Genomic DNA, 11,642 nt, shown 5'->3' with positions numbered 1-11,642 from the left:
GTAGCCGCGGGTGTGCTCGTTGACCAGGTCGGCCAGGTCGTCCAGACCGTCGTGGATACCGGTCGCGTCCCAGCGCAGGAGTTCCAGCGCCCCGGGGGGGGGGGGGGGGGGGGGGGGGGGGGGGGGGGGGGGGGGGGGGGGGGGGGGGGGGGGGGGGGGGGGGACACCCCCCCCCCCCGGGCCTGCCGGACTGCTGTGGGACCGGTCAGGAAGCGGCCTGTCCCGAGGAGCGGCGGCCGCCGCCCGAGCGGCGCCGGGCGCCGGCGGGGGCTCCCTGGCCGGTGCTCTTGGCGCCGGCGGAGCGGCGGGTGCCGTTCGCGGGGCCTTCGGCCTGGCCGCCGGTGCGGGGCCGCGGGGTGCGGGCTGCGCCCGTACCGGCTCCCGTGCCGGAGGCGGAGCCGCCCTGGCCGGCGGGGCGGGCCCGGCGGGTGCGGCCGCCGGCTGCGGCGGGTGCGGACGCGGATCCGCCGGCCGGGCCGCGCGAGCGGCGGGGCTTGGCCGGGGCCTTCTTCGCCGGGGCGGGCTGCGGGACCTCGACGACCACGGGCACGCCGGAGGGCTCGCGGGCGCCGGTCAGGGTGGCCAGCGCGGCGTCGGAGGACCTGATCTGCGCGGTCTGCGGGGAGATCCCGGCGTCCGACATCAGACGGCCCATCTCCCGCTTCTGCTCGGGCAGCACCAGCGTGACGACGCTGCCGGACTCGCCGGCGCGCGCCGTGCGGCCGCCGCGGTGCAGGTAGTCCTTGTGGTCGGTCGGCGGGTCGACGTTGACGACGAGGTCGAGGTCGTCGATGTGGATGCCGCGGGCGGCGACGTTGGTCGCGATCAGCGCGGTGACCTGGCCGTTCTTGAACTGGTCCAGGGTGCGGTTGCGCTGCGGCTGGGAGCGGCCGCCGTGCAGGCCGGAGGCCCGTACGCCGCTCGCCAGCAGGCGCTTGACCAGGCGGTCCACCGAGCGCTTGGTGTCCAGGAACATGATCACGCGGCCGTCGCGGGCGGCGATGCGGGTGGTCACGGCCTTCTTGTCGGTCTCGTCCTGGACGTACAGGACGTGGTGCTCCATGGTCACGACGGCGCCCGCGGACGGGTCGACGGAGTGCGTCACCGGGTCGGTGAGGAACTGCTTGACCAAACGGTCGACGTTCTTGTCCAGGGTCGCGGAGAACAGCATCCGCTGACCGCCGGGCTCGACCTGCTTGAGCAGGGCGGTGACCTGCGGCAGGAAGCCCATGTCGGTCATCTGGTCGGCCTCGTCGAGGACCGTGATGGCGACCTGCGAGAGGGTGACGTCCCCGCGGTCGATGAGGTCCTTCAGACGGCCGGGGGTGGCGACGAGCACCTCGGCGCCGCGGCCCAGCGCGGTGGACTGCCGGTTGATCGACATGCCGCCGACGACCGTGGCTATGCGCAGGTGCACGGAGGTGGCGTACGGGGTGAGCGCGTCGGTCACCTGCTGCGCCAGCTCGCGGGTGGGTACGAGGACCATGGCGAGCGGCGCGCGGGGCTCGGCGCGGCGGCCGGCGGTGCGGGCGAGCAGGGCCAGGCCGAAGGCGAGGGTCTTGCCGGAGCCGGTGCGGCCGCGGCCGAGGAGGTCACGGCCGGCCAGCGAGTTCGGCAGGGTGGCGCCCTGGATCGGGAACGGCTCGGTCACCCCCTGCGCGGCGAGGGTCTTGAGGAGCGCGGCCGGCATGTCCAGGTCCTCGAAGGCCGCGACGGGGGGCAGGGCGGGGGTGAGGGTCTCCGGCATGGTGAATTCCTGCGGCCGCGCCACGGCAGCCTGGGGACGTCCTGCGGCGCCCTTGGGGCGCCCCTGGGATGCGCCCCGGTTGCGGCCGGAACGGCGGGGGGCACGGGCGGAGCTGGAGCTGGTCATGCGGAGACGCCCTCCTGAGGCTGGCGGACAGACTAGACAGCGCAAACCGGGGCCCGCACCGAGTGGTGCGAGCCCCGGTTCCGCGATGAGCGATCAGGCGGGGAGGATGTTCTCCGCCTGGGGGCCCTTCTGGCCCTGGGTGACGTCGAAGGTCACCTTCTGGCCTTCCTGGAGCTCACGGAAGCCCTGGGTGGCGATGTTGGAGTAGTGGGCGAACACGTCCGGGCCGCCACCCTCCTGCTCGATGAAGCCGAAGCCCTTTTCCGAGTTGAACCACTTCACGGTGCCGTTGGCCATAACAATCTCCTGAATGAGTAAGGGCCCCATCCGGAGTGCCGGAAAAACAATAAAAGCGCCTGAGGATCATTCCCGTCAGGCGCGCATAAAGTTCATGGGTACCACAACTGCAACGCTCCTAAGCTAGCACACGCTGGTCCGGGCGCTCCGCCGGGAGGGCGGGCGGGCTCCGTCCGGCGGGTCGGCGCCGGGCGGAGCCCGCCCGTTCACAGGCGCTCGATGACGGTGACGTTGGCCTGGCCGCCGCCTTCGCACATGGTCTGGAGGCCGTAGCGGCCGCCGGTGCGTTCCAGCTCGTGCAGCAGTGTGGTCATGAGCTTCGCGCCCGTTGCGCCGAGCGGGTGGCCCAGGGCGATCGCGCCGCCGTTGACGTTGACCTTGTCCGGGTCGGCGCCGGTCTCCTTGAGCCAGGCCAGCACGACCGGCGCGAAGGCCTCGTTGATCTCGACCAGGTCGATGTCGTCCATCGTCAGGCCGGTCTTCTTCAGTGCGTGCGCCGTGGCCGGGATCGGGGCGGACAGCATCCGGATGGGGTCCTCGCCGCGTACGGACAGGTGGTGGATGCGGGCCCGCGGGGTCAGGCCGTGTTCGCGTACGGCCCGCTCGGAGGCGATCAGCACGGCCGCGGCGCCGTCGGAGACCTGCGAGGAGACGGCGGCCGTGATGGTGCCGCCCTCGACGACCGGTCGCAGGGCGGCCATCTTCTCGAGTGAGGTGTCGCGGCGCGGGCCCTCGTCGGCGGTCACGTCGCCGTGGGCCACGGTCTCGCGGGCGAAGCGTCCCTCGTCGATCGCGCGGACGGCCCGCCGGTGGGAGCGGAGGGCGAACTCCTCCATGGCGGCCCGGGAGATGCCCCATTTTTCGGCGATGAGCTGGGCGCCGTGGAACTGGTTGACGGGTGCGTCGCCGTAGCGGGCGCGCCAGCCGGCGGAGCCCAGGTAGGGGCCTTCGGTGAGGCCGAGCGGCTCCGCCGCCTGCCGGGACGCGAAGGCGATCGGGATCATCGACATGTTCTGGGTGCCGCCCGCGACGACCAGGTCCTGGGTGCCGGACAGGACGCCCTGTGCGGCGAAGTGGACCGCCTGCTGCGAGGAGCCGCACTGGCGGTCGACGGTCACGCCGGGGACCTCCTCGGGCAGTCCGGCCGCCAGCCACGCCGTGCGGGCGATGTCGCCGGCCTGCGGGCCGACGGTGTCGAGGCAGCCGAAGACCACGTCCTCGACGGCGGAGGGGTCGATGCCGGAGCGCGCCACCAGGGCGGTCAGGACGTGCGCGCCGAGGTCCGCCGGGTGGACCCCGGCCAGTCCCCCGCCGCGCCGGCCGACGGGGGTGCGTACCGCTTCGACGATGTAGGCCTCGGGCATGGCTGCTGCTCCTTCGCGGACGGCGTACGCGGCTACGTACGGACGGCGATGCCGTCCAGCACCATCGACAGGTACTGGCGGGCGATCTCCTCGGGGCTGTGCTGTCCGCCGGGCCGGTACCAGGAGGCCGCGACCCACACCGTGTCGCGCACGAAGCGGTAGGTGAGGCGGATGTCCAGGTCGGACCGGAAGACGCGGGCGGCGACCCCCCGCTCCAGCGTCCCGAGCCAGGCCTTCTCGAACTTCTGCTGGGAGTCGGCGAGGTACCGGAAGCGTGGCTGGGCGGACAGGTGCCGGGACTCCTTCTGGTAGATCGCGACGGCGGCGCGGTGCCGGTCGATCTCCCGGAAGGACTCGGTGACGAGGGACTCGATGGTCTCCCTGGGGCCGAGTCCGGCTTCGAGCACGGCGTCGTAGCCGGCCCACAGCTCGTTCAGGAAGGTGGAGAGGATCTCGTCGAGCATCGATTCCTTGGAATCGAAGTGGTAGTAGAGGCTGCCGGCGAGCATGCCGGCCTCGTCGGCGATCTTGCGGACGGTGGTGGCGTTGTAGCCCTGGGCGGCGAAGACTTCGGCGGCGGTGCCGAGGAGTTCGCGGCGCCGCTCGGGCGAGGCCGTCACCTGTGGCTTCTTCTTGTTCGTTGGCACGCGCCCATTGTGGTCCTACGCGTGCTGGCTGCTGACGGACACGGTCTCGCCGGTCATGTAGGAGGAGTAGCCGCTCGCGAGGAAGACGATGACGTTGGCGACCTCCCACGGCTGGGCATGGCGGCCGAAGGCCTCGCGGGCGGTGAGCTCGTCCAGCAGTTCCCGGCTGGTGACCTTCACCAGGTGCGGGTGCATGGCCAGGCTGGGGGCGACGGCGTTGACGCGGACGCCGAACTCCGCGGCTTCCAGGGCCGCGCAGCGCGTCAGCGCCATCACCCCGGCCTTGGCGGCCGCGTAGTGCGCCTGGCCGGCCTGGGCGCGCCAGCCCACGACGGAGGCGTTGTTGACGATGACGCCACCGGTCCCACCCGTGCCGGTGGCGGTGGCGGTGGCGGTGGCGGTGGCGGTGGCGGCGTCGCGGAAGGACCGCAGGGCGGCCCGGGTGCAGCGGAACGTGCCGTTCAGGGTCACGTCGAGCACCTTCGACCACTGGCCGTCGGTCATGTCGGCGAGGGCTGCGGTGCCGCCGAGTCCGGCGTTGTTGACCACGATGTCGAGGCGGCCGTGGGCGGTGGCGGCGAACGCGAAGAGGGCCTGCACCTGGGCTTCGTCGGTGACGTCGCAGGGCAGGGCGGCGACCCGGTCCGCGCCGAACTCGGCGGCGAGGGCCTCCTCGGTCTCCTTCAGGCGGCGGGCGTGCGCGTCGCCGATGACGATCCGGGCACCCTCCTCCAGGAACCTGCGGGCGGTGGCTCCGCCGATGCCGGCGCCTGCGGCGGCGGTGACGACGGCGGTGCGGCCGCGCAGCAGTCCGTGTGCGGGTACGTATTCCGGTTCCGGTGCGCCCATGCCCGTGCCTCCCGTACCTCCCTGGCCCTGCTCCTGGCCGTACGTTAACCTACCAAACACTTGTTAGGGAAGCTGCGAAGGAGGCGAACGGCCGATGGAGCTCACGCACCCGCCCGAGGTGGCGGCCTTCCGGGCCGAGGCCCGCGCCTGGCTGCGGGCGCACGTACCGGCGCGCCCGCTGCCCTCCCTGGAGACGGAGCGGGGCTTCGCGGCCCACCGGGCCTGGGAGGCCGAGCTGCACGCCGGGGGCTGGTCGGTGGTCTCGTGGCCCGAGCGGTACGGCGGCCGGGGCGTGGACCTCGCGCACTGGCTGGTGTTCGAGGAGGAGTACTACGCCGCGGGGGCGCCCGGCCGGGTCTCCCAGAACGGCATCAACCTGCTCGCGCCGACCCTCTTCGACCACGCGTCGCCCGGGCAGCGGGACCGGGTGCTGCCCGCCATGGCGAGCGGCGAGGTGATCTGGGCGCAGGCCTGGTCCGAGCCCGAGTCCGGCTCGGACCTGGCCTCGCTGAGGTCGCGGGCGGTGCGGACGGACGGCGGGTGGCTGCTGTCCGGCCAGAAGACCTGGTCCTCGCGGGCGGCCTTCGCGGACCGCGCCTTCGGGATCTTCCGTACGGATCCGCAGGCGCCCCGGCCCCACCAGGGCCTGACGTACCTCATGTTCGACCTGCGGGCCCCGGGGGTCACCGTCCGCCCGATCGGGCGGCTGGACGGCAAACCGGCCTTCGCGGAACTGTTCCTGGACGGCGTGTTCGTCCCGGACGAGGACGTGATCGGCGAGCCGGGCCAGGGCTGGCGGATCGCGATGTCGGCGACGGGCAGCGAGCGGGGGCTGACGCTGCGGTCGCCGGGGCGCTTCCTCGCGGCCGCGGACCGGCTGGTGTCGCTGTGGCGGGCGCAGGGTGACCCGGCCGACACGGCACTGCGGGACCGGGTGGCGGACGCGGTCGTGGGGGCACGCGCGTACGAGCTGTTCACCTGGGCGAGTGCGGCGCGCTTCGCGGCGGGCGAGGTGATCGGCGCGGAGTCCAGCCTGAACAAGGTGTTCTGGAGCGAGTACGACATCGCGCTGCACGAGACGGCGCTCGACCTGCTGGGCCCGGACGCCGAGCTGGCGGACGGCCCGTGGGCCGAGCCGTGGGTCTTCGCGCTGGCCGGTCCGATCTACGCGGGCACGAACGAAATCCAGCGCGACATCATCGCCGAGCGGCTGCTCGGCCTTCCGAAGGGCCGCCGCTGATGCGCTTCCTGCCGACCGGCGAGCAGTCGGACTTCGCCCGCTCCCTGCGCGCCCTGCTGTCCGCCGCGCCGGTCCCGGCGGCCGTGCGGGCCTGGTCTGCGGGCGAACACGCCCCGGCCGAGGCCCTGTTCGGGCGTCTCGCCGAGGCCGGGGTGTTCGCGCTCGCCGTCCCCGAGCGGTTCGCCCCCGACACCGGCCTGGGCCCGCTGCCGGTCGAGGCGGCGATCGCCTTCGCGGAACTGGGCCGCCACGCCGTGCCGGGGCCGCTGGTGGAGACCGCCGCGGCCGCGGTGCTGCTGACCCGGCTGGGGGACGAGACCCTGGCGAAGCGCTTCCTGCCCGGCCTGGCCGCCGGGGAGGCCCTGGCGACCCTGGTCCTGCCGGGCGGCGGACCGTACCTCCTGGACGCGGACGCGGCACGCCACCGGTTCGCCGTGACCGCGGCCGGGGAGCTGTTCCTGTGCCCGGCGGTCGGCGGGCCGGCCGCCTCCACCGATCCGGCCCGCCGCCTGTGGCGGCCCGCGCCGGGCGGTGAACTCCTCGCCGCGGGCCCGGCCGTGCGGGAGGCGGCCGCGGCGGCGCTGGCCTGGGCGCGGCTGCTCACCGCCGCGCAGGCCCTGGGCGTGGGCGAGACCCTGCTGTCCCGCACGGTGGCGTACGTGAAGCAGCGCAGCCAGTTCGGCACCGCGATCGGCGGCTTCCAGGCCGTCAAGCACCGGCTGGCGGACACCCTGCTCGCCCTGGAGTTCGCCCGCCCGCTGCTGTGGGCGGCGGCCCTGACGCTCACCCCGCACGAGGTGGCCGCGGCGAAGCTCACGGCGGGCGAGGCCGGGTACCGGGCGGCCCGCACCGCCCTCCAGCTGCACGGGGCCGTCGGCTACACGGAGGAGCTGGACCTGTCCCTGTGGCTGCGCAAGGCCCGGCCGCTGCGGGACGCCTGGGGCACTCCGGCCCAGTGCCGGGCGGCCGTACTGGACCCGGCCGCGGCCGCGCCGGACGGCGGGGGTGCGTGAGACCGCCCCGAGGGGGCCGCTGCACCGAGGGGGCCGCTGCACCGAGGGCCGCCGGGGCCGTTCACCGCGCGGCACCGTTCCCCCGGGGCCGTTCACAGCGGGGCGCCGATCCGCCGAAGTCCCGGTCCGTCACGGCGTTCCGGGCCCCCGGCGCGGGTGCGGGCGCCAGGATGTCCGTATGACGACCTCACCCCGTGCGCGCGCCTTCGACCGGGCCGCCGCACAGTACGGCACCCACCGCCCCGGGTACCCGTCCGCCCTGTTCGACGCCGTCGAGGAACTCACCGGGCGCCCGCTGCGCGGCGCGCGGGCCGCGGACGTCGGGGCGGGGACGGGGATCGCCACCGCTCTGCTGCACGCGCGCGGGGCGCGGGTGGTCGGCGTCGAGCCGGGCGGCGGGATGGCGGCGGAGTTCCGGCGCCGCCTCCCGGACGTGCCCGTGGTGCGCGGTGACGGCAACCGGCTCCCGCTGGCCTCCGGCTCCCTCGACCTGGTGACGTACGCGCAGTCCTTCCACTGGACGGATCCGCAGCGGTCGGTGCCGGAGGCCGTACGGGTGCTGCGCCCGGGCGGTGCGCTGGCGCTCTTCTGGAACGAGCCGGACGTCACCGTCCCGTGGATCGCCGGCCAGGACGCCCGGCTGTACGACCGCTTCGGCCCCGGGTGGTACGTGTCCGACCACTCCCTGCCCGGGGACGGACCCGTCTTCACGGACCGCAGGGTGCGCTGGTCCCGCCGGATCCCCCTCGACGCGCACCTGGCCAAGCTGTCCACGCACTCGCTGTTCCTCGTCCAGGGCAAGGAGGGCACGGAGGAGTTCCTCGCCGGTGAACGCGCGCTGCTGACAAGGGAGTTCCCCGGCGGCGAGGTGGAGGAACACTACGTCACGACGCTGCGGCTCGCCGTACGGTGAGGCGATGACGACACCTGCCCCCGCACCGGCGCCCGACTGCTGCACCTGCGCCCGGGAAGCCCTGTTCCCCGGCCTGCCGCCGCGGGAGCGGATCGCCTCCGACGCGCACTGGCGGGTGGCCCACGCGCTCGGCACGGCGCTCCCCGGGTGGCTGGTGCTGCTCCCGCGCCGGCACGTGACGGCCGTGCACGAGCTGACGGACGCCGAGGCGGCCGCGCTGGGCGCCTGGCAGGTGCGGCTGTCGCGCGTGCTGCGGGAGACGACGGGCTGCACCAAGACGTACGTCGTGCAGTTCGCGGAGGCGGAGGGGTTCGCGCACGTCCACTTCCACGTGATCCCGCGCCTGCCCGACCTGGCGCCGGAGTTCCGCGGCCCGGGCGTCTTCGGCCTGCTCCGCCGCCCCGAACCCGAGCGCGTCACCGACGCCCGCGCCGACACCCTGTCCGCGACCCTGGCGGGCCTCCTGGACGGCTAGGGTCGCGTCGTCGGCGCGTCCGACTTGGCCCGCCAGATCTCCTTCCAGCGCATCCGCTCCGCGGCCGCGGCGGCCCGGTCCGGGTCCGGGCGCTGCGCGACGCTGATGCCGCAGTCCGCGCACAGGTCGTGGCGGGCGTACCCGTCGCGGTGGACGGCGCCGGGCTCCGGGCTGCCGCACGCGGGGCAGCCTCCGGGCGCGGCGCGCAGGACCCGGGCGACGACCTCGGGCAGCGGCCCGGCCGGGTGGAAGGCGGGGTCGGGGCAGTACGCGAAGCCGACCGGCGGGAACGGCCCGCGGGCCGGCGCCCGGCGGCCCAGCGCCTTGTCCCGGAGGCGCGCCGCGATGAACCGCTCCCGCTCGGCGAGCCACAGCACGCGGGCGGCGTGCAGCTCCTCCGCCGCCCACCCGAGGGCCCCCGGGTCGTCCTCGACCCGGGGCCCGATCCCGGCGCTCAGGCACAGGTGGTGGTAGGTGGCCCGGTAGCCGTACGGCGCGAAGACGGTGACGCAGGTCCGCAGGGCGGCGTGCCGCTCCCGCGGCGAGCGGGCCGGGTCCAGGGCCCGGGCCCGGTGCGTGGCGAAGCCCGTCACGGCAGGAAGGTGTGGACGAGCTCGATCTCGCCCACGATGTGGGCGTTGAACTCGTCGAGGTCCCCGGCCGGGACCCACAGCTCCAGGATGCTCTCGCCGCCCGCCTGCCGGACCGGGTAGCGGGACAGGAAGGCCGAGTCCACCTCGAAGCGGGTCACGTGGCCCGCGCCGTCGTGCCGGACGTTCCAGTCACGGGCGATCCGGATCGCGTAGTCCTCGTTCAGGACCGGGTAGAAGATCGGCTGCTCGGGCAGGCGCGGCGGCCAGGCCCGCCAGTCCAGGGCGCGGACGAGGCCGAGCTCCACCGGGCCGGTCGGGCGCCAGAGGGTCGTGGTCGGGGCGGGCTGGTCGGGCATGGCCCCGACGGTAGCCGTGGCGGCCGGGCCGCGGCCAGCGGGTTTCCCGGCAGCGGGTCTCACAGCAGCGGGTCGTAGTAGCTCGGGTCCTCCGCCGGGGGTGCGTGCTCGATGTCGCGGTAGCGGCGCGACCACAGGTGCCAGGCTCGGCTGCCCGCCATCCAGTGGGACATCGCGTCCAGGCAGCGTTCCAGGTACGCCGTGGACACCGGGGACTCCGCGAGGGCGCGGCGCGCGGCCAGGTAGTCCTGGGTGCGCACGGCGACCATGCCGGCGGCGCGCTCCGCGGCCTCGGCCCAGCCGAGGGAGTGCGCGTGGCGCAGCACCGCCACGATGTTGTTCATGTCCCCGCGGGCGTGCTCCTTGTTGAGGGAGACGATGTCGTTGGTCCAGCAGGCGACGTCGTTGGCCGCGAGCCGCGCGGCCTGGCACAGCTCGTGGGCGACGACGTGCTCGGGCAGGCTCTCGCCCTGGGCCGCCTCGATCATGTCCCAGCAGGCGTCGACGGCGCCCACCACGCGGCGGAAGGGCAGGTAGTCCTCGAAGGGCGGCGGCGCTCCGAACCGGCGGTTGGAGATCTCGGAGCGGTAGATCTCCACGAACGCGCACAGGTGGCCGGTGAACCGCTCCCGCCAGCCCGGGGACATCCGGCGGGCCGTGCGCGGCCACATGTCGGCGAGGGCTGCGGTGAGCGGATTGGACGGGCGCACCGGCGGCGGGCCGAGGTCGGGGGTGAGGATCGCCCTGACCTCGGCGAGCACCTCGTCGACGAGCAGCGCCCGCTCGTGGGGGCGGCCGGACTCGTCGAACTCGTCGTCGAAGACGAAGAGCCAGGCGGCCCACTCCGCGAGCAGTTCGATGTCGCAGGCCGTCGGGGAGGTGCGGGCCGCGAAGAGTCCGTAGCCCGCCCGGTCGAAGCGCTCGCCGGAGGTTTCGTTGGTGACCAGACCGAACCGCCGCCCGTAGTAGCGGACATGGGCCTCGGCCAGGTCCGCGGCCGGATGGACGAGGGAGGGGAAGGGGCACGGGATCGGGGGCAGTTCCCTGAGCACCGGCAGTCCCGGCAGTCCCGTGCGCCCTGGCTGCCCCTGGCGCCCCGGCAGTCCCGGCCGTCGCGGCAGCCCCGGTGGACCGGGCGGGCCCACGGGTCCGGGCAGTTCGGAATGTCCTGGTGGTCCAGGCAGGTCTTCGTGGTCCATGGCGTGCCCCCCGGGTGTGCTGCGCTACCCCTTGGATACCCGCGGGGGGCATGTCCCGTAACCCGGGTGCCGCGTGCAAGGCGGGGCGGCGGCGGTCAGCGGGCGGTCATCCCGCCGTCGACGGCGAACTCGGTGCCGGTGACGTACGAGGACGCGTCCGAGCAGAGGAAGAGCACGAGGGCCCCGGCTTCCTCCGGGCGGCCCATCCGCCCCAGCGGCACGTGCGACCAGTCCCGGCCGGCCGCGGCGGCCACCATCGGGGTGTCGATCGCGCCCGGGTGGACGGAGTTGACGCGGATCCCGTCGCCGGCCAGGTCGAGGGCCGAGGACCGGGTCAGCCCGCGCAGGGCGAACTTGGTGGAGCCGTAGGCCGCGTGGCCGGGGATGCCGACGAGTCCGGCGGTGGAGGAGACGTTGACGATCGAGCCCCCACCGTTCCCCCGCATCACCGGTGCCACGGCCCGGATCCCGAGGAAGGGGCCCAGCAGGTTGACCCGCAGCAGCAGTTCGAAGTTCTCCGGGGTCTCCTGTTCCACGTGCGCGGTGCGCCACAGGGCGGCGTTGTTGACGAGGGCGTCGATGCGGCCGTACGCGCGGACGGCGCCGGCGGTCACCGCCGCCCAGTCCTCGGCGCGGGTGACGTCGTGCGCGAGGAACAGCCCCTGGTCGCCCAGTTCCGCGGCGACCGCCCGGCCCTGGTCCTCGAGTACGTCCGTGACCACGACCCGGGCCCCTGCCTCTGCGCAGAGCCGGGCCTCGGCCGCGCCCTGGCCGCGGGCCGCACCCGTGATGACGACGACCTTGCCTGCGAGCGTGTGCACCG

At 74.7% G+C, this 11,642-nt stretch carries 13 protein-coding genes; 4 read left to right on the top strand and 9 right to left on the bottom strand.

Going from position 1 to position 11,642, the window contains the following annotated elements; translation table 11 throughout:
- Positions 1-205: 205 nt before the first annotated feature.
- The 5 genes from ACZ7H1_RS17705 to ACZ7H1_RS17685 all read right to left on the bottom strand — a co-directional run bounded on the left by ACZ7H1_RS17705 (position 206) and on the right by ACZ7H1_RS17685 (position 5,030).
- Entirely contained in the window at positions 206-1,873 is a 1,668-nt protein-coding gene (locus tag ACZ7H1_RS17705) for a DEAD/DEAH box helicase (protein WP_470787617.1), read from the bottom strand.
- Between the two features lie 93 nt (positions 1,874-1,966).
- Positions 1,967-2,170 carry a cold-shock protein gene (locus ACZ7H1_RS17700; RefSeq protein WP_150210372.1) on the bottom strand — a complete coding sequence of 68 codons (204 nt, stop codon included), beginning with the start codon at positions 2,168-2,170 and terminating at the stop codon, positions 1,967-1,969.
- A 206-nt stretch (positions 2,171-2,376) separates the two neighbouring features.
- Complete coding sequence (locus tag ACZ7H1_RS17695; protein ID WP_470787615.1) at positions 2,377-3,534, bottom strand: acetyl-CoA C-acetyltransferase; 1,158 nt, start codon at positions 3,532-3,534, stop codon at positions 2,377-2,379.
- Between the two features lie 32 nt (positions 3,535-3,566).
- A complete protein-coding gene (locus ACZ7H1_RS17690) occupies positions 3,567-4,181 on the bottom strand; it encodes a TetR/AcrR family transcriptional regulator (protein ID WP_470787614.1) in 615 nt (204 codons plus the stop codon).
- Between the two features lie 15 nt (positions 4,182-4,196).
- Positions 4,197-5,030 (bottom strand): SDR family oxidoreductase, encoded by an 834-nt coding sequence (locus tag ACZ7H1_RS17685; protein ID WP_470787613.1) that lies wholly within the window; start codon positions 5,028-5,030, stop codon positions 4,197-4,199.
- 94 nt (positions 5,031-5,124) lie between these two features.
- Here ACZ7H1_RS17685 and ACZ7H1_RS17680 point away from each other — a divergent pair, with 94 nt between their 5' ends.
- The 4 genes from ACZ7H1_RS17680 (at position 5,125) to ACZ7H1_RS17665 (ending at position 8,671) form a co-directional block, all read left to right on the top strand.
- Positions 5,125-6,270, top strand: a complete 1,146-nt coding sequence (locus ACZ7H1_RS17680) for an acyl-CoA dehydrogenase family protein (protein ID WP_470787611.1) — start codon at positions 5,125-5,127, stop codon at positions 6,268-6,270.
- The gene (locus ACZ7H1_RS17675; protein ID WP_470787609.1) at positions 6,270-7,283 is read left to right on the top strand and encodes an acyl-CoA dehydrogenase family protein; all 1,014 of its coding nucleotides are present in this window, start codon (positions 6,270-6,272) and stop codon (positions 7,281-7,283) included. Before ACZ7H1_RS17680 ends, ACZ7H1_RS17675 begins: the two co-directional genes overlap by 1 nt.
- 178 nt (positions 7,284-7,461) lie before the next feature.
- Positions 7,462-8,196 carry a class I SAM-dependent methyltransferase gene (locus ACZ7H1_RS17670; protein WP_470787608.1) on the top strand — a complete coding sequence of 245 codons (735 nt, stop codon included), beginning with the start codon at positions 7,462-7,464 and terminating at the stop codon, positions 8,194-8,196.
- Positions 8,197-8,200: 4 nt separating this feature from the next.
- Positions 8,201-8,671, top strand: coding sequence for an HIT family protein (locus ACZ7H1_RS17665; RefSeq protein WP_470787606.1), 471 nt, complete (start codon positions 8,201-8,203; stop codon positions 8,669-8,671).
- On the opposite strand, the gene ACZ7H1_RS17660 is transcribed toward ACZ7H1_RS17665, so the two are convergent.
- The 4 genes from ACZ7H1_RS17660 to ACZ7H1_RS17645 all read right to left on the bottom strand — a co-directional run bounded on the left by ACZ7H1_RS17660 (position 8,668) and on the right by ACZ7H1_RS17645 (position 11,640).
- The gene (locus ACZ7H1_RS17660) at positions 8,668-9,264 is read right to left on the bottom strand and encodes a hypothetical protein (RefSeq protein WP_470787605.1); all 597 of its coding nucleotides are present in this window, start codon (positions 9,262-9,264) and stop codon (positions 8,668-8,670) included. The genes ACZ7H1_RS17665 and ACZ7H1_RS17660 overlap by 4 nt on opposite strands.
- Entirely contained in the window at positions 9,261-9,620 is a 360-nt protein-coding gene (locus ACZ7H1_RS17655) for a hypothetical protein (protein ID WP_470787604.1), read from the bottom strand. The genes ACZ7H1_RS17660 and ACZ7H1_RS17655 overlap by 4 nt, the downstream gene beginning before the upstream one ends.
- 59 nt (positions 9,621-9,679) lie before the next feature.
- Positions 9,680-10,672, bottom strand: a complete 993-nt coding sequence (locus ACZ7H1_RS17650) for a terpene synthase family protein (RefSeq protein ID WP_470787602.1) — start codon at positions 10,670-10,672, stop codon at positions 9,680-9,682.
- 242 nt (positions 10,673-10,914) lie between these two features.
- Positions 10,915-11,640 (bottom strand): SDR family NAD(P)-dependent oxidoreductase, encoded by a 726-nt coding sequence (locus ACZ7H1_RS17645; RefSeq protein WP_470787600.1) that lies wholly within the window; start codon positions 11,638-11,640, stop codon positions 10,915-10,917.
- Positions 11,641-11,642 lie beyond the last annotated feature (2 nt).

It is taken from the genome of Streptomyces sp. NPDC037401, from assembly GCF_055602345.1.
The sequence above is the reverse complement of the archived record's forward strand: the minus strand, read 5'-3'. Positions and strand labels throughout refer to the sequence as shown.